Source organism: Kitasatospora sp. NPDC001683 (genome assembly GCF_053596495.1).
Map to the genome: position 1 here is coordinate 42,859 of NZ_JBSFGK010000036.1, position 15,914 is coordinate 58,772.

Below are 15,914 nucleotides of genomic sequence, written 5' to 3' on the forward strand. Positions count from 1 at the left end.
GTCAAAGCTCCTCCGGTTTCTGCAGCAGCCGGTCGAGCGCCGCCAGGTAGCGGGCGCCGGTCGCCCCGTCGCTGGCACGGTGGTCCGCGGAGAGGGTGGCGGTCACCACCGGGCGGACGCCGAGCATGCCGTCGACGGCCCAGGGCCGTTCGACGACCCTGCCGAGACCCACGAGCGCGACCTGTGGCGGGTAGATGACGCCGAAGACGGCCTCCACTCCCTGGTCTCCCAGGCTCGTGACGGTGATCGTCGGGTCGGTGGTCTCGGAGCCGCGCAGCCGCCCGGCGCGCGCCCGGGTCACCAGGTCCCGCAGCCGTGCCATCAGCTCGGCCAGCGACAGGTCGGCGGCGTCGTGGATGGCCGGTGCGACCAGCCCGCCGCCGCGCGGTGCGACGGCCACGCCAAGGTGGACCGCGGGCGCGCGGACGAAACCGCCGTCGGTCCAGAAGCCGTTGAGCTGCGGCACCTCGCGAGCCGCCAGGGCCGCGGCTTTGAGTAGCAGGGCGGCGGGCACCAGCCGTTCGGACACCGGGAGTTGACGGTTGCGCGCGCGAAGCCAGTCGATTGCGGGGGAGAGGCCCACGGTGGTGGAGAGGTAGTAGTGCGGGATCTCCCGCTTGGAGCGGGCCATCAGGTCGCCGACGGCTCGGCGCATCGCCTGCTGCCGGTCCGCTGCGGCCCGCGTCTGCGCGCTCTCCGGGGACGGTGCCGGGGGCGGGGGCGGGGGCGGGGACGCCGTGCCGATGACGGCCCGGACGTCGGACACCCGGACCGCTCCATCCGTGCCCGTTCCCGTCACGGTGGCGAGGTCGAGCCCGGCCTCCGCCGCGATGCGCCGGGCCAGCGGCGTCGCCCGGACCCGGGACCCGGACGGCAGTGCCTGCGCACCGGTGGCCGGGCGCCGTGGCGCCACCTGCCGCTTCCCGGTCCACTTGCCCGGCACCGCGGCCACGACATCGGCCCGGGTGATCCGTCCGCCGGGGCCGGTCCCGTGCACGGCGGCGAGGTCCACCCCGCTGTCCTCGGCCAGGTGTCGGACGAGCGGTGTGGCTCCCGGCCCGCCGGCCCGCGTCGGCTCGGGCGCCAGTCCCGGTGCCGGCTCGGGCGCGGGCTTCACGGTGTCGATGACGGCCATGGCAGCGCCCACCGGGACCGTCGCCCCGGGTTCGACCAGCAGCCGCTCGACCGTGCCGGTCTCGAAGCACTCGACCTCGATCGCCGCCTTGGCCGTGTCCACGACGGCCACGATGTCGCCGCGGGCCACCCGGTCCCCCGGGTGAACCAGCCATTCCAGGAGCGTCCCCTCGGTCATGTCGGCGCCGAGGGCTGGCATGGTGAACTCGGCCATCTCAACCGACCGCCCGCCGGGCCGCCGCCACGATGCCCGCGACCTGCGGAAGGGCGGCCTCCTCCAGCTGCCGGGCGTACGGCACCGGCACCTCGGCCCCGCACACCCGCTCCACCGGCGCGTCCAGGTCGTAGAACCCCTGCTCGGCGATCCGTGCCGCCACCTCGGCCGACAGCCCCGCCGTGCGCCAGCCCTCGTCGATCACCACGGCCCGGTGGGTGCGGGCGACGGAGGCCAGGGCCGTCGCGTCGTCCAGCGGGCGGAGGGTCCGCAGGTCGACGACCTCGGCCTCGATGCTGTCCGTGGCCAGCCGCTCGGCGGCCTCCAGTGCCTTGCCGAGCGAGCCGCCGTGGGTGATGAGGGTGACGTCGCTCCCGGCGCGGCGGACGGCGGCGCTGTCGAGGTCAACCGGAGCGGCGCCCGGGTCCGGGGTGCCGGTGACGTTGTAGAGGGAGCCGTGTTCGAAGATCACCACCGGATCGGGATCCGCCAGCGCGGGCGCCAGCATGTACCGGGCGTCGTCCAGGGTGGCCGGGGCCAGCACCCGGATGCCCGGGATGTGGGCGTACCAGCCTTCGAGGCTGTGCGAGTGCTGGGCGGCGAGCTGTCGGCCGGCGCCGGTGGTCATCCGGATCACCAGCGGCACGGCGACCTGTCCGCCGGACATGTGCAGCAGCGTCGCGGCGTTGTTCAGGATCTGGTCCAGGGCGAGGAGGCTGAAGTTGACGGTCATCACCTCGACGATCGGCCGCAGGCCGGCGATGGCCGCGCCGACGCCGGCGCCCACGAAGGCCGACTCGGACAGTGGTGTGTCGCGGACGCGGTCGGGTCCGAACTCGTCGAGCAGTCCGAGGCTGACGCCGAAGGCACCGCCGTACCGTCCGACGTCCTCGCCCATCAGGAACACCCGCTCGTCGGCCGCCAGGGCCTCGCGCAGCGCCTCCCTGAGCGCGTCCCGGTAGGTCGGCTCCCGAGCTGCTTTCGCCCCGGTCACGGCCGTTCCCCCGCCGGGCTGTGCACGAAGCGCAGCAGGTCCTCCGGAGGTTCCAGCCCGCCTTTCCCGGCCTCCTCCACAGCCCGCTCCAGTTCCTCGGAGACCTCCTTCTCGACGAGATCGAGCCCGGCGTCGTCGAAGCCGTCCTCGGCGCGCATCCGGTCGGTGAGGAGGGTGATCGGGTCTCGCTGCTTCCATTGCTCGATCTCGGCCTTGTCGCGGTAGAGGTCCGGGTCGTACATGGAGTGCGCGCGGAAGCGGTAGGTGCGCAGTTCGAGGAAGTAGGGGCCGGCTCCCTCCCGGACGGCCTGCGCCGCGCGCCGGACGGCCCGTTCGACGGCCAGGACGTCCATGCCGTCCACGGCCCAGGCGACCAGCCCGTAGGAGGCCGCCCGGGCGGCCAGGTCGATCTGGGCGTGCTCACGGGCCAGCGGGGTGCCCATGGCGTACAGGTTGTTCTCGCAGACCATCAGCAGCGGCAGGTCCCAGAGCGCGGCGAGGTTGGCGGTCTCGTGGAACTCGCCCTCGGCGACCGCGCCGTCGCCGAAGAAGCAGCACGTGAGGTTCGGCCGGCCTCGCATCCGGTCGGCCAGCGCCAGGCCGGCCGCCACCGGTATGCCCCCGGCGACGATTCCGTGGCCGCCGTAGAACCGGCGGCCGACGTCGAACAGGTGCATCGACCCGCCCCGGCCCCGGCTGCAGCCGGTGACCCGGCCGAGCATCTCGGCCAGCACCGCCGCCATGGGAATGCCTCTGGCCAGCGCGTGGCCGTGTTCGCGGTACGTGGTGACCACGGAGTCCTCGGGCGTGAGCGCCTGGTGAACGCCGACGGAGACGGCCTCCTCGCCGATGCACAGATGGACGAAGCCGCGGATCTCTCCGGCGCTGTACAACTCGACGCACCGCTCCTCGAAGCGGCGGATGCGCAGCATCTCCCGCAGCAGGTCGTGCCGGTGTTCGCGGCCGCCCGGCGGCCCGAGGCTACCGCGGTGCGGGTCGGCCGCCGTCCTGCGGGTCATTTCGTCTCCTCCAGGGTCGACAGATCGCCCTCGGGCAGACCCAGTTCACGGGCCCGCAGCAGCCTCCGCATGACCTTGCCACTGCGGGTCTTCGGCAAGTGCTGGTCGAAGGCGATCTCGCGCGGGGCGATGGCCGGGCCGAGCCGCCGCCGGGCGAACGCGGTGAGGTCCCGGGCGAGTCGGTCGCCCGCCTCGAACCCGGGCTTGAGCGAGACGAAGGCCTTGACGACCTCCCCAACCACTGGGTCGGGACGGCCGATCACCCCTGCCTCGGCCACCGCAGGGTGCTCCATCAGCGTGCTCTCGACCTCGAACGGGCCGATCAGGTGCCCGGCTGACTTGATCACGTCGTCCGCCCGCCCGACGAACCAGTAGTAGCCGTCGACGTCACGCCGGACCACGTCCCCGGTGAGGTACCAGCCGTCGGCGAAGCAGGACCGGTAGCGTTCCTCAGCGCCGAGGTAGCCGCGGAACATCGACGGCCAGCCGGGCCGCAGAGCCAGCTCGCCCTCCGCCCCCGGTTCGTCCAGCACCCGGACCCTGCCGTCGGTGACCTCCGCGCGCCCGTTCGGCCCGCGGGCGAGGACACCCGCCGTCACACCAGGCAACGGCAAGCCCATCGAGCCAGGCCTGATCTCGGCACCGGCCACGTTGGCGATCATGATGCAGCCGGTCTCCGTCTGCCACCAGTTGTCGTGGATCGGCAGGCCGAGGATCTCCGCCCCCCAGCGCACCGCCTCGGGGTTGAGCGGCTCACCCACGCTGGCGATGAAGCGCAGCGCCGACAGGTCGAAGGAACGCGGCAGGTCCGGCGGGCTGCCCCGGGGGCTCATCCGCATCAGCATCCGGATCGCCGTCGGCGCGGTGTACCAGACGTTCACCCGCTGCTCGGCCAGGATGCCGTACCAGCGCCGGGCCTCGTACTCGCCCGCGTCGACGACCATGGTCACCCCGTGGGTGAGCGGCGCGATGATCCCGTAGGAGGTGCCGGTCACCCAGCCCGGGTCTGCGGTGCACCAGAACACGTCGTCCGGGCGCAGGTCGAGCGCCAGCGCGGCGGTCGCGTGGTGGGCGACGACGGCCTCGTGCACGTGGACCGCGCCCTTCGGCTTGCCGGTCGTCCCGCTGGTGAAGTGCAGCAGCGCCATGTCCTCGGGATCGGTCTCCGGGATCGTGAAGTCCTCGGACGCGCCGGACGTCAGATCGTCGAACGCGATGGTTCCGGGCAGCTCCCCGGTACCCGGGCCGACGATCAGGACGTGGTCCAGTCCGGGCAACCCGTCGCGTCCGTCCGCCACCTTGCGGCGGTACAGCTCCGCAGTGGTGACCAGGACCCGCACCTCCCCGAGCCGCAGCCGCTCCGCCACCGGCGCCGGGCCGAAGGCGGGAAACAGCGGGCAGAACACCGAGGTGTTCTTCAGCGTCCCCAGGACGGACACGTACAGCTCCGGGCAGCGGCCGAGCAGTGACGCGACCCGCTCCCCCTTCCCGACACCGAGGGCCCGCAGCCCGTTGGCGAATCGGTTGCTGCGCCGGGCGAGTTCGGCGTACGAAACCGGGGTGACCGTACGGTCCGCGGCGATGCAGCGAAGTGCGACCTTGTTCCCGTGTCCGGCTGCCACGTGCCGGTCGACGGCCTCGTACGCGATGTTCAGCCCACGCTGTCCGGGCAGCCCGTCGAGCTGCGCCCGGGCCCGCTCCCAGACGGGGTCTCGCCCGGGCGCCCGGCCCCCGCCCATGTCGGCTACCACCCCCGGTGCACGTTCCTGGACCACGTCGCCGTCCACGGCGGCTCCTTCCGGACCGCGAGCCGGTGTCCGGGCCCGCTCCCCCCCATCGTCCGGCGGCTTCCTGGCCTCCGCGAGACGGCGTCCGGTCGTTCATCGGTGCCCGTTCGCCTCGGTCCGTCAGGGCCGATCGGCCCCACCTCCGTCCACCGCCTGCGGGCCAGGCTGGAGGTGCCGATGCTTCGAGGAGGTGGCCGCCGTGCCGAATCTGGGAGTCGCCGTCGTGCGGCAGTACGAGCGCGGGGTGGTGTTCCGGCTGGGCCGGCTGCGCGGGATCCGCAAGCCGGGGATCCGATTCATGATCCCGCTGGCGGACCGGATGTGGAAGGTCACCCTGCGGACGGTGACCATGCCGATCCCGTCCCAACAGGTCATCACCCGGGACAACGTCTCCATCGGCGTCGCGGCGGTCGCCTACTTCCGCCGGGTCGACCCGGTGAAGTCGATCGTCGAGATCGAGGACGTCGCCAGCGCGATCGGGCAGATCGCCCAGACCACCGTCCGCAACGTGGTCGGCCGCTCCCTGCTCGACCAGGTGCTCACCGACACCGAGACCCTCAACGAGCAGATCAAGGAGATCCTCGACGGCCTCACCCAGCAGTGGGGCGTCCTCGTCCTGGTCGTGGAACTGAAGGACATCGAACTCCCGCCGAGCATGCAGCGGGCGATGGCCCGGCAGGCGGAGGCCGAACGCGAGAAACGCGCCAAGATCATCGCCGCCGAGGGCGAGGCCCTCAGCGCCGGGCGCCTCGCCGAGGCCGCCGACGTCATCGCCGACCACCCCATCGCCCTCCAACTGCGCAACCTCCAGATCCTCGCCGAGATCGCTGCCGAGAAGAACTCCACCATCGTCTTCCCCGCCCAGTTCCTCGACAGCGCCCGGGCCCTGACGCGCTTCGTCGCCGAGGAACGCACGTCAGCCGGTGCGAACACCCCCGTCATACCGGCGGTCCCGGTGGCGCCCGCGCCGTTCGGAGACGGCCACGGCCAGGGCCCGAACCAGCCCTTCGGCCCGGACGAACGGCCAGTGAATCCGCTTCAGGGACAGCTGTGGACATGAACTCCCGGGCCACCGGCCCGGATCGAGGAGGCGACTTCATGACCGACGGCAGCACGACCCACGACACGATCCTCGTCGGCGATGGGGGTCCCCCCGGCCGAAGGCTGGGGGAGGCTCGGAGCCGTCCCGGCGCGCCCTGCGCTGGGCGGTGCACCAGGCGGAGCTGACCGGTTCCCGGGTGGAGGCGGTCATCGCATGGGAGCCGCCGTTCTCCGGAACGGGCAGCGGTGTCTCGGTCGGCGACCCGCAGGCCCTCCGGGACATCGCGTGCAAGGTCCTGACCGAGAGCATCGACAAGGCCGTCGGGCCCAAGCCCCCGGTGACGATCACCGCCCGAGCCGAGGAGGGCACGCCCGCCCAGGTGCTGCTGAAGGCCGCCGGCGACGAGAGCGTGACCCTCCTGGTGGTCGGCAGCCGAGGACTCGGCGGCTTCACCGGGGCCCTCCTGGGCTCCGTGGGCCGGCACTGCGCCCAGCACGCCCCGTGCCCCGTGGTGATCGTGCGCGGGCGTCACGCCTGACCACGCGTCCGGTCCGCCGCCCAGCGGCGGCGGACCGCGTCCTCGTGCTCGGCCTGCTCCACCGCCTGCTCCACGGCGGCGAGTTCGGCGGTCAGCCGTGGGATCCAGTGCCGGCGCAGGGCCCGGACCCGACGGCGGGTCCGAGCCGTCTCCTCCCCTACCAGCCGGGCCGCCGTCCGGTGCGCGGCATAGGCGGCGGCCGCCCGGACCGCCTCTCGGTAGGCCGCCTCGGCGTGCACCAGCGCGGTGTTGCCCGGGGCGGGCTCGTGCGCGGCCCGGACGGCGTCGGTGCAGGAGACGCCGGACGGGTGGTGCACCCCCATGGAGACGGTCCACTCGACAACCACGTCCGCCCGATCGGCCACGGCCGCCGCGGCCAGCGCGCCCTCCCCACTCACCAGCAGGCCACGCAGGAGCCACGTCTCGGCCTCCGCCAGCCGCTCCCGCCACCGTGCCTCGGCCGTCTCCTCGTCCTGCCTCAGCTGCCCGTGCCGCTCCAGCAGCACCCGCAGTTTGCGGTCGAGCAGGTCGGCCCCGCGCAGGGCGACGTCCAGGCTGTGCCGCAGCCGCAACCGGGCCGCCCGGCCCGGCGGGGCGTGCCGGCGCGAGGTCATGACGCACCGTGCGCGTCGAGCTGCTCGGGGGGCAGCATGGCGAGCTGGCTGCGGGGCAGGGTGAGCAGGACGTCCCAGGCGCGGTCCAGCGCGTCCGCCAGCGGCCGGTCCTCGTCCGGCCGCTGGGCGAGGAACCGCTGCGGGAAGGCCTCGTCCAGGTCGAGGTAGCGCAGGTCGGTCGGGCTCAGCGCCGAGCGGCCGACCAGGTCGGCGAGTTCGCGCACCTGCCGGGCTCGCGCGAGCGCGGCCAGGAGCTGTGCGGCCACGTCGAGGTGGTCGGACCTGGTCCGGCCCGGCCCCGCACCCTTGCGCATCAGCCGGGAGAGCGAGGAGAGCGCATCCACCGGCGGGTAGACGCCGCGTGCGTGCGCCTCCCGGGAGAGCACGATCTGCCCCTCCGTGATGTAGCCGGTCAGGTCGGGCACCGGATGCGTGATGTCCCCGGCGGGCATGGTGAGCACCGGGAGGAGGGTGACCGAGCCGGGCCGGCCCCGGATCCGGCCGCAGCGCTCGTACAGGGAGGCCAGGTCGCTGTAGAGGTAGCCCGGGTAGGCCCGCCGGGCGGGAACCTCGCCGCGCGCGGCCGACACCTCGCGCAGGGCCTCGGCGTACGCGGTCATGTCGGTCATCACCACCAGGACGTGCCGTCCGCCCTCGAAGGCGAGGTGCTCGGCCACGGTGAGGGCGATGCGTGGGGTGAGCAGCCGCTCGATCACCGGGTCGTCGGCGGTGTTCAGCAGCAGCGTCAGCTCCCCGGTGCCGGCGCGCCCGGCGAGGCCGTTCCGGGCGAAGGCCGCGTCCGCGTGGGTGAGGCCCATGCCGGCGAACACCACGCTGAAGGCCTCGCCGCCGCTGACGGCCTGGGCGGCCACCTGCACGGCGAGTTCGAGGTGGGGCAGCCCGGCGGCCGAGAACACCGGCAGCTTCTGCCCGCGCACCAGGGTGGTGAGCACGTCGATCGCGCCGACCCCGGTCAGCACCGGTTCGGCGGGCGGCTCGCGCCGGACGGGGTTGACGGGGGCGCCGCCGACCGCCACCGACGCGGGGCCGAGGACCGGCGGACCGCCGTCGATCGGCTCGCCTCTGCCGTTGCACACCCGGCCGAGCCACGCGGGACCGACCGGGACGCGCAGCGGGCCGCCCGTGAACGCTGCCCGGGTGGCGGCCGGGTCCATACCCGCGGTGTCCTCCAGGACCTGCACCACCGCCAGGTCCCGGTCCACCTCCAGGACGAGGCCGTGGCGTCGTTCGCCCGAACCGAGGGTGATCTCCACGAACTCGTCCCACCCCACTCCGGCCACGCCGCCCACCACGAGGAGCGGCCCGCGCAGCTCCCGCACGTTCGTGAACTCGACCTCGCTGAAGACCGTCACCGTGGCTCCCCGAGCGCGCTGAGCACCGCCGCGCAGCCGACGGCCACGGCGTCGGCGTCCCGGGGCCCGGCCGCCTCGCGGGCGCGCAGCAGCGGGGTGAAGTCGGTCTCCTCGATCGTCTCGGCCGGTGTGCCGGCGTCGACCAGTTCCCGGCACCGCGCGACCACCGCGAGCACGGCGTCCGCCAGTGCCGCCGTCTTCTCCGGGGAGCAGTACGCGTCGTGCGCCGACAGCGCGCTCTGCTGAAGCAGGCCTTCCCGGACCAGCCGTCCGGCGAGCACGCTCACCCGCTCGGGGCCCGGGAGCGCAGCGATGCCGACCAGGTCGACCAGGTCGGCCAGCCGGTCTGCCTCGGTGAGCAGGGCGGCGACGCGGGAGCGGCGCTCGCCCCAGCCCGGGTCCCCCGCCCGCGCGTGCGCCGCGCCGAGCGCGGCGGCGTCGCGGGCGAACGAGCCGGACCACGACACTGCCGGATAGTGCCGGGCGTAGGCGAGTTCGCGGTCGAGCGTCCAGAGGCCGCGGACGAAGCGCTCAGTGTGGGCGGTGACGGGCTCGGTCAGGTCCCCGCCGGGCGGGGAGACGGCGCCGAGGACGGTGACTGACCCGCGGGTGCCGCCGAGGGTGCGCACTGCCCCGGCGCGTTCGTAGAACGCCGCGAGCTCCGAGGCGAGGTCGGCCGGGTAGCCCTCCTCGGCTGGCAACTCGCCCATTCTGGAGGAGAATTCGCGCAGCGCCTCGGCCCAGCGGGAGGTCGAGTCGGCGATCACAACGACGTCCAGGCCCATGTCGCGGAAGTACTCGGCGACGGTCACGCCGGTGTGCACGCTCGCCTCCCTGGCCATCATCGGCATGTTGGAGGTGTTGGCGACCACCACCGTCCGGTCGACCAGTCGGCCGCCGGTCCTCGGGTCGTCGAGTTCCGTGAACTCGGCCATTACTTCGGCCAGTTCGTTGCCCCGCTCGCCGCATCCCACGTAGACGATGACGTCGGCGTCGCACCACTTGGCGATCTGCTGCAGCAGGACGGTCTTCCCGGTGCCGAAGCCGCCGGGCACCGCGACCGTCCCGCCCCGGGCCACCGGGAAGAGCAGGTCGATCACCCGCTGGCCGGTGTGCAGCGGCTCGGCCACGTCCAGCCGCTCCCGCACGGGCCGGGGCCGACGGATCGGCCACTCGGCGCCGGCCTGGACCGGCGCGCCACCCACCACGGCGAGCACCTCGTCCGCACCGTACGGTCCTTCCGGGGCGACCCGCTCCACCGGTCCGGACACGTCCGGCGGCACCAGGACCCGCAGCGGCATCGATCCCCCGGCCCACTCCCCCAGGACGCCGCCCGGCACGGCCTCATCGCCCGGCGCCGCCGCGGGGACGAAGCGCCAGGTCCGCCCGTCGGCCTCGGTGCCGCTACCCGGAAGCAGCCAGCCGCCGGCTCCGGTGAGCGGGCGCAGCAAACCGTCGAAGACGCCGCCGAGTAACCACGGGCCGAGCGGCGCCCTCAGCGGCCGGCCCGTCGGGCGGGCCAGGTGCCCCGGAGCCAGCCCGCCGGTGTACTCGTACGCCTGCACACTCGCCACGTCCCCGGCGATGGCCACCACCTCGCCCGGCAGACCCTCCGGACCGAGCAGCACCACGTCGTGCATGGCGACGCCGCCCTCGCAGACCACCTCGACCAGTGGACCGGCGACGCGCAGGACCCTCGACGAGCCCGGGTCAGCCACCCCGCCTCCCCTCGCCGTCGTCCGGCTGCCAGAGCGTCCCGGCCTCCGGGCCGAGCCGGTCGAGCCCGTGCCGTACCAGCGCGGGCAGTCCGAGGTCCACCAGGCGGCCGGGGGCAGTGGCCAGCAGTCCGCCGTCGGGGTGGGCGGTGATCCGGGCGTCCGGTCCGAGCAGGTCCCGGGCCCGCCGGGCCAGCGACTCCGCCGCACCGGGCTCGCTCTCGTACCGCTCCCGGACGCGCTCGGCCACCCGGTGGCACAGCTCGGCGTAGGCCTCGCCCTGGGCCGCCAGCTCTCGCGCCCGGGCAGCACGGGTGGCGCGGCCGACCGCCTCCGCAGCGGCTTTGCGGCCCTCCTCCGTCCCCGCCCGGACAGCTCGGTCCAGCACGGCCGCCGCCTCGGCGCGTGCGGCGGCGAGAGCGTGCTCGGCGTCGCGATGGGCCTCGGCGAGCGCCTGCTCGGCGTCGGCCCGCGCGGCGCGCAGCAGTTCGGCGCGGACGGGTGCCAGCGCGTCGGTGCCGCCGGCCCGTCCGGTCACGGCAGCACCGCCGTCAGGGGCCCGGTCACGTCGAGCCTGGCCGGGCCGAGCTCCCGCGCCGCCGCCCGGCCGACCAGGACCAGCGCCGTTCCCTCGGGCAGGGCCTCCCAGGCGGCCACGGCCTCCTCCGGCCGCTCGGCGACGAGCACGGTGACACCGGCCAGGGCCAGCCCGGCCACCTCGGTCCGCGCCCCGATGGCGACCACGCCGCCCACCGTCAGGCCTTTCCGATCAGCAGGACCGCCACCACCAGCCCGTACACCGCGATGCCCTCGGCCAGGCCGACGATCACCATCGCCCGGCCGAAGAGTTCGGGTCGTTCGCTCAGCGCGGCGATCGCTGCGGCGCCGGTGTACGCGACGGCGATCGCCGCGCCGATCGAGGCGCCGGCCACCGCGATGCTCGCCCCGATCAGCGCCGCCGAGCCCGACCCGGAGCCCGTCGCGGCGGCCGGCCCGGCGGCACCGGCGGGGTCGGCGAGCACGGTCACCAGCAGGGCGAGCGCGCCGGCCAGGACGGCGGCGTTGACGCCGAGCAGCCAGCGCAGGGCCGCCCTTCCTCGACGGCGGGCCAGCAGCCGGGCCGCTCCGAGCACGGCGGCGAGGACGGGCAGCGCGATCAACCAGGCGATCAACGGGGCACCTCCGTACGCAGGACGGGCACGTGCCAGGGGCGGAACGGCCGCCCCAGGCTTTGGAAGACGCGGGAGAACAGCTCGTAGTACTCCAGCCGCAGCGCCTGGATCCCGGCCACCAGCGCCTCCAGCGTGAAGGTGAGAGCGGTGCCGACGGCGAAGAGCAGCGCGGCCGCCGGCATGCCCCAGGAGCCGTGTCCGGCCAGTGCGGCGGTGCCGCGCCACACCACCTGTCCGAGCGCCGCGTGGGTGAGTCCGAAGGCGGCCAGGCGGGAGAAGGAGACCGTGTTCGCGAAGAGCCGCAGGACGGCGTCGAAGAGCTCGACGGCCGTCTGCAGCACCCCGCCCGCCCCGCCCGCGCTCGCGCCGAACAGGCCCGCGCCGGCCAGCCCGAGCCCGGCCAGGAGGAGCGCCGCCCCGCCCGCCACGAGTCCGGGCGACCGCAGGTACGCGCCGCCACCGACGGCCCCCAGGCCAAGGAAGAGCGCCAGGCCCGCCACCCCGGACGTCGCGTACAGCGCCCTGGCGAGGCCGCCCTCGCGCCACCGGTTCACCCCACCGGCCACATGGGCGAGGACGAGCAGAACCCCGCCCAGACCCACGCCCGCCGCCAGGAGCCGTCCCGGCTGGTCCAACGGCGACAGCCACAGCACCGGCAGCACCCCGGTCGGCCCGAAGAACTCCCCGAACGCCACGCCCGCCAGCGCACCGCAGAGCCCGGCCCCCGCCAGGAACGGCCACACGGGGCGCAGCCGCGCCAGCCGCCGGGGCCGTCCGCTCCGCAGCACCAGCGCGGCCAGCAGCAGCAACACCCCGTGGCCGACGTCGCCGAACATGAGGCCGAACATCACGACGTACGCGATCCCGGCCGGCCAGGTCGGGTCGAGGTCCCGGTACGGCGCCGTGCCGTAGGTGCGCACGAGCGGCGAGAAGGCGCGGCGGAGCGGTCCCCGGTCGCGCAGCAGGGTGGGCGGGTCGACGCCGCGCGGTGCGCGAAGGGGCACCAGGCCGCCGCCGGTGACGGCCAGCGCCTCCGCGAGCCCGGCGACCCGGTCCGCCGGGCACCATCCGGCGAGCGCGGCCACCTCGCCCCGGTGGACGGCACTCGCCGCCCGCTCCTCCACCTGGGCCTCGCCCGCGAGGAGGTCCAGCCGCGCCTCCCGTTCCAGGCGGTCGAGATCCGGCAGGGCGTCGGACAGGGCCGCCGGCTGACGCGGTGCGGCGGGCAGCCGTCGGAGCCGCCGACCCGCCGGGCCCGGGGCGGCGTCCTCGATCCGGTCGACCTCGACGCAGCCCGCGTCGGCGACCAGCAGGAGGGTCTCGCGCAGCACGGCGCTCGGGGCGACGATCGCCACCCGCTGCATGCGCACCGGCATCATCGCCTCAGCCCAGCGCATCCGCCACCTCCGGCGTCGCGCCGCCGTGCGCGACCACTTCCAGTGCGGCGCGCACCCGCCAGGCGTCCGCGGACAGGATCGCGACAGCCCCCACCACCGGCGGAAGGCCGTACTGCGCGCCGCGCAGGAGGTCACGGCCCTCCCGGTCGACGACCGTCCACCACCGGGTCTCGGCCCGCCACAGGTCGCCGGGGGCCTCGATTCCGTCCAGCGCCCACCGCGCGTCCGCGGGCAGCGCGCGGCGGAACTCCTCGAACGACGCGGCGGCCAACACGCCGCGGCCGAGCAGGCGCGCCGCCTGCCGACCGGCGTTCCCGGGAAGCGGGCGGCCGACGACGAACAGCGTGCGCGCCGCCAGCAGGGCGGCCCGGCCCTGGGCCCACCGCCGGGCGGGCGGCACGGTATCGGCCGTCCGATGGGCTGCCGACAGACGCAGGGCCACCGCCACCGTCGCCGGATCCGCGCCCCCGGGGTCGCCCCATGCCGATGCCGCCAGGGCCGCGCGCAGTTCCTCCGGTGTGCGTGCGTGGGCGGCCCGGCGCCAGGCGGTGGCCAGCGCGCCGAGCGCGTACGGCCGGCGCGGGGCCGGGCCGGTGAAGGAGCGCAGCAGGTCCTCGATGTTGGCGGTCTCGAAGCCGGCGGCGAGGGTCCGTACGACCTGCGCCCCGCTGCGGGGCAGCCAGCCCGCGAGGACCCTCAGCTGCCACAGCAGGGCCGCCGAGACCGCCCGCTGCGCCTCGGCCAGGTCCGGGTCCGGCGGGAGGAAGCGCCGGTACGGCGTCGCGGCCAGCCGCCGTACGGCCTCGGTGAGCGTGCCTGCTGCCGCGAGTTCCCCGGCTTCGCGGTGGCCGAGGCAGCGGGACAGCAGTCCCCGGGCCCTGGTCACTCCGCCGACCCAGCCTGCTGCCACCGGTGCCTCCCGGGGTCGTCGGCCGGTTCCAACGCCAGTGCCGCCGCCCGGTCGGCCAGCGCGGGCATCCGCTCGCGGGCCCGGCTGCGGATCCGGTCCGCGGCCTGTTCCGCGTCGGCGGCCAGCTCGGCTGCCCTGGCCGATGCCGCGTGCCCGGCCACGGCGGCGGCCTCCGCGCGGACCCGCAGAGCCCGGGCGTGGGCGAGTTCGACGATCCGCTCCGCGTTCCGGACGGCCTCCTGCCGGATGCGTTCTGCCTCCGCCGCCGCCTCGGCCCGGATGGCCGCCGCCTCGGCCTGAGCCTGCGCCAGCCCGCCGAGCGGCTGCTCCAGCTCCGCGGCCAGTTCGGCGGCCCGGTCGGCGGGCACGCCGACCGTGGGTGCCCCGGGCGTGCCGGCCGGGCGGAACCGCGCGAGGAAGTCCCGGAACCGCGCCATGCGAGCCCTCCAGCCGATCCGACCCCTTCCCTCCAGCATCCGGCCGGTGCGCCGGGCTGTCGCCCCGGATTGGGCCGTCCGCCGGGAGCTCGGGGCCGACCGGCACAAGCGGCGACGGCGCAACGGACCAAGACTCGAAGGCGGGGAGCACCTTAGGGAGGTCCACACCATGAGCGAGCACGAGTACTTCTCCGCCGGGACGGAATCCCGCCGATCCGTTCCCGGCAAGGCCTGGAGCCCCGAGGAGCCGCACCGGCAGGACCTGCTGCTGCGCTACCTGGGCGCCGTCGCGGGCATCTCTGCGGCCCGGGCCAGGGAATCGGAACCAGAACCGGCCACGCCGGAGGCCACCGCCGTACCGGACGAGTCCGGCCCCGTGCCGGTCCTGCGGGTGCGCGATGTCATGGACGTGCCGGCGGTTGCGGTGTCGGGCGACCTGCCGTTCACGGAGTTGGCCCGGACGCTGGCCCGCGAGCACGTGGGCGCGGTGCCGGTGGTCGACGCGAAGGACCGCGTCATCGGTGTGGTCTCGGAGTCCGATCTGCTGGCGAAGGCCGCCGTCGAGGCGATGGAGCATCCGTCCGGCCCGATCGACCGGCTACGTGATCGCGGCCTGCAACACAAGGCCCAGGGCGAGACGGCCGCCACCCTGATGACGGCGCCCGCCACCACCGTCCGGCCCGGCATGACCGTGGCCGAGGCCGCCCTGACCGCCGCCCGTTACCGGCTCAAGCGGATACCGGTCGCCGACTGGCAGGGTCGGCTCGTGGGCGTCGTCCGGCGGGCCGCGCTGCTGAGCGCCCTCGTCCGGGACGACGAGCACATCCGCGAGGAGATCACGTCCCGGATCCTCACCCGCGAGTTCCACCTGCCGCAGGGTGCGGTCGAGGTGACGGTCCACAACGGTGTCGTCGACCTGGCCGGCCGGCTGGACCGGGAGAGCATTCCCCGGCTCCTGGCAGAGGTCCGGGACATCGACGACGTCACCGACGTGCTCGACCACCTCAACGCGGCCTGAGGCACCGGACGTCCGCCATGCGATCCGCCACTGTCACCGCGGTGCCCCGGCCCGCGACGTTGTTCGACCGCGCGGCTGAATGGGACACCCTCGCCGCCTTCGTCGTACCACCCGCTCACGCACTGACGAGGTCGCGGTGGTTGAAGGCGGCCGCCCCGGTGATCGCCGGCGGTACTGGGGCGCCTGCTCCGGCTGCAGCGGCTTCTGGCCCACCCCGAGGCCGCCGTGCAGGACACCTGCGACGCCGTGATCTGCGGGCAGCTGACCGCCCATCCGAAGGATGGTGTCATCCTCCTGCTGGCCCGCACGCACGCCCTGAGCGCCGATCGGGTGGCCTCCTGAACCCTCCCGAGCGACCCCGCCATCGTGTCCACCGCCCGCACTCTGGTGGACCGCCAGCTGGCGACCTGGGCCTGCAGGAGCTGGACTTCACCACCAAGCTGGTCGTCAGCGAGCTGGTCACCAACGCCATCCGCTACGGCATCGGGCCGATCAGGCTGCGCCTGATCCGGGACCGGACGCTGATCTGCGACGTCAGCGACGACAGCAG

Annotated in this window: 16 protein-coding genes; 3 read left to right on the top strand and 13 right to left on the bottom strand. The window is 74.9% G+C overall.

Features of this window, described 5'->3' with window-relative positions; genetic code table 11:
- Nucleotide 1 precedes the first annotated feature (1 nt).
- From ACWCYO_RS20675 to acsA, 4 genes are read right to left on the bottom strand one after another with little or no spacing between them, the layout of a single operon-like run.
- A complete protein-coding gene (locus ACWCYO_RS20675; protein ID WP_449785027.1) occupies nt 2–1,348 on the bottom strand; it encodes a 2-oxo acid dehydrogenase subunit E2 in 1,347 nt (448 codons plus the stop codon).
- Nucleotide 1,349: 1 nt separating this feature from the next.
- Complete coding sequence (locus ACWCYO_RS20680) at nt 1,350–2,342, bottom strand: alpha-ketoacid dehydrogenase subunit beta (protein WP_270139996.1); 993 nt, start codon at nt 2,340–2,342, stop codon at nt 1,350–1,352.
- Nucleotides 2,339–3,361: a pyruvate dehydrogenase (acetyl-transferring) E1 component subunit alpha gene (gene pdhA, locus ACWCYO_RS20685; protein ID WP_449785028.1), complete on the bottom strand. Its 1,023-nt coding sequence runs from the start codon at nt 3,359–3,361 to the stop codon at nt 2,339–2,341. The genes ACWCYO_RS20680 and pdhA overlap by 4 nt, the downstream gene beginning before the upstream one ends.
- The gene (acsA, locus tag ACWCYO_RS20690; protein ID WP_449785057.1) at nt 3,358–5,100 is read right to left on the bottom strand and encodes an acetate--CoA ligase; all 1,743 of its coding nucleotides are present in this window, start codon (nt 5,098–5,100) and stop codon (nt 3,358–3,360) included. The genes pdhA and acsA overlap by 4 nt, the downstream gene beginning before the upstream one ends.
- A 247-nt stretch (nt 5,101–5,347) precedes the next feature.
- Here acsA and ACWCYO_RS20695 point away from each other — a divergent pair, with 247 nt between their 5' ends.
- Together ACWCYO_RS20695 and ACWCYO_RS20700 are read left to right on the top strand one after the other, a co-directional pair.
- The gene (locus tag ACWCYO_RS20695) at nt 5,348–6,208 is read left to right on the top strand and encodes a slipin family protein (protein ID WP_449785029.1); all 861 of its coding nucleotides are present in this window, start codon (nt 5,348–5,350) and stop codon (nt 6,206–6,208) included.
- Nucleotides 6,209–6,344: 136 nt separating this feature from the next.
- Entirely contained in the window at nt 6,345–6,728 is a 384-nt protein-coding gene (locus ACWCYO_RS20700) for a universal stress protein (protein WP_449785058.1), read from the top strand.
- Here the strand turns inward: ACWCYO_RS20700 and ACWCYO_RS20705 are convergent.
- The 9 genes from ACWCYO_RS20705 to ACWCYO_RS20745 are packed head-to-tail and all read right to left on the bottom strand — an operon-like array spanning nt 6,719 to nt 14,346.
- Nucleotides 6,719–7,342 carry a V-type ATP synthase subunit D gene (locus tag ACWCYO_RS20705; protein ID WP_270140001.1) on the bottom strand — a complete coding sequence of 208 codons (624 nt, stop codon included), beginning with the start codon at nt 7,340–7,342 and terminating at the stop codon, nt 6,719–6,721. The genes ACWCYO_RS20700 and ACWCYO_RS20705 overlap by 10 nt on opposite strands.
- Nucleotides 7,339–8,715, bottom strand: coding sequence for a V-type ATP synthase subunit B (locus tag ACWCYO_RS20710; protein WP_270140003.1), 1,377 nt, complete (start codon nt 8,713–8,715; stop codon nt 7,339–7,341). The genes ACWCYO_RS20705 and ACWCYO_RS20710 overlap by 4 nt, the downstream gene beginning before the upstream one ends.
- Nucleotides 8,712–10,433, bottom strand: a complete 1,722-nt coding sequence (locus ACWCYO_RS20715; protein ID WP_270140005.1) for a V-type ATP synthase subunit A — start codon at nt 10,431–10,433, stop codon at nt 8,712–8,714. Before ACWCYO_RS20715 ends, ACWCYO_RS20710 begins: the two co-directional genes overlap by 4 nt.
- Nucleotides 10,426–10,968 carry a hypothetical protein gene (locus ACWCYO_RS20720; RefSeq protein ID WP_270140007.1) on the bottom strand — a complete coding sequence of 181 codons (543 nt, stop codon included), beginning with the start codon at nt 10,966–10,968 and terminating at the stop codon, nt 10,426–10,428. Before ACWCYO_RS20720 ends, ACWCYO_RS20715 begins: the two co-directional genes overlap by 8 nt.
- Nucleotides 10,965–11,174 (bottom strand): hypothetical protein, encoded by a 210-nt coding sequence (locus ACWCYO_RS20725; protein ID WP_270140008.1) that lies wholly within the window; start codon nt 11,172–11,174, stop codon nt 10,965–10,967. The genes ACWCYO_RS20720 and ACWCYO_RS20725 overlap by 4 nt, the downstream gene beginning before the upstream one ends.
- Before the next feature lie 11 nt (nt 11,175–11,185).
- Nucleotides 11,186–11,602: an ATP synthase subunit C gene (locus tag ACWCYO_RS20730; protein WP_270140010.1), complete on the bottom strand. Its 417-nt coding sequence runs from the start codon at nt 11,600–11,602 to the stop codon at nt 11,186–11,188.
- Complete coding sequence (locus ACWCYO_RS20735) at nt 11,599–12,999, bottom strand: V-type ATPase 116kDa subunit family protein (RefSeq protein WP_449785030.1); 1,401 nt, start codon at nt 12,997–12,999, stop codon at nt 11,599–11,601. Before ACWCYO_RS20735 ends, ACWCYO_RS20730 begins: the two co-directional genes overlap by 4 nt.
- Complete coding sequence (locus ACWCYO_RS20740; RefSeq protein WP_449785031.1) at nt 12,986–13,909, bottom strand: V-type ATPase subunit; 924 nt, start codon at nt 13,907–13,909, stop codon at nt 12,986–12,988. The genes ACWCYO_RS20735 and ACWCYO_RS20740 overlap by 14 nt, the downstream gene beginning before the upstream one ends.
- Nucleotides 13,882–14,346 (bottom strand): hypothetical protein, encoded by a 465-nt coding sequence (locus ACWCYO_RS20745; protein ID WP_270140016.1) that lies wholly within the window; start codon nt 14,344–14,346, stop codon nt 13,882–13,884. Before ACWCYO_RS20745 ends, ACWCYO_RS20740 begins: the two co-directional genes overlap by 28 nt.
- A gap of 169 nt (nt 14,347–14,515) precedes the next feature.
- Between ACWCYO_RS20745 and ACWCYO_RS20750 the strand changes: the two genes are divergently transcribed.
- Nucleotides 14,516–15,364 carry a CBS domain-containing protein gene (locus ACWCYO_RS20750; RefSeq protein ID WP_449785032.1) on the top strand — a complete coding sequence of 283 codons (849 nt, stop codon included), beginning with the start codon at nt 14,516–14,518 and terminating at the stop codon, nt 15,362–15,364.
- Nucleotides 15,365–15,914: the final 550 nt, after the last annotated feature.

Coding starts and splice junctions, on each gene's coding strand:
- ACWCYO_RS20675 (WP_449785027.1), bottom strand. CDS start 1,348: ATGGCCGAGTTCACCATGCCAGCCCTCGGCGCCGACATGACCGAGGGG.
- pdhA (WP_449785028.1), bottom strand. CDS start 3,361: ATGACCCGCAGGACGGCGGCCGACCCGCACCGCGGTAGCCTCGGGCCG.
- acsA (WP_449785057.1), bottom strand. CDS start 5,100: ATGGGCGGGGGCCGGGCGCCCGGGCGAGACCCCGTCTGGGAGCGGGCC.
- ACWCYO_RS20705 (WP_270140001.1), bottom strand. CDS start 7,342: ATGACCTCGCGCCGGCACGCCCCGCCGGGCCGGGCGGCCCGGTTGCGG.
- ACWCYO_RS20735 (WP_449785030.1), bottom strand. CDS start 12,999: ATGCGCTGGGCTGAGGCGATGATGCCGGTGCGCATGCAGCGGGTGGCG.
- ACWCYO_RS20745 (WP_270140016.1), bottom strand. CDS start 14,346: ATGGCGCGGTTCCGGGACTTCCTCGCGCGGTTCCGCCCGGCCGGCACG.
- ACWCYO_RS20750 (WP_449785032.1), top strand. CDS start 14,516: ATGAGCGAGCACGAGTACTTCTCCGCCGGGACGGAATCCCGCCGATCC.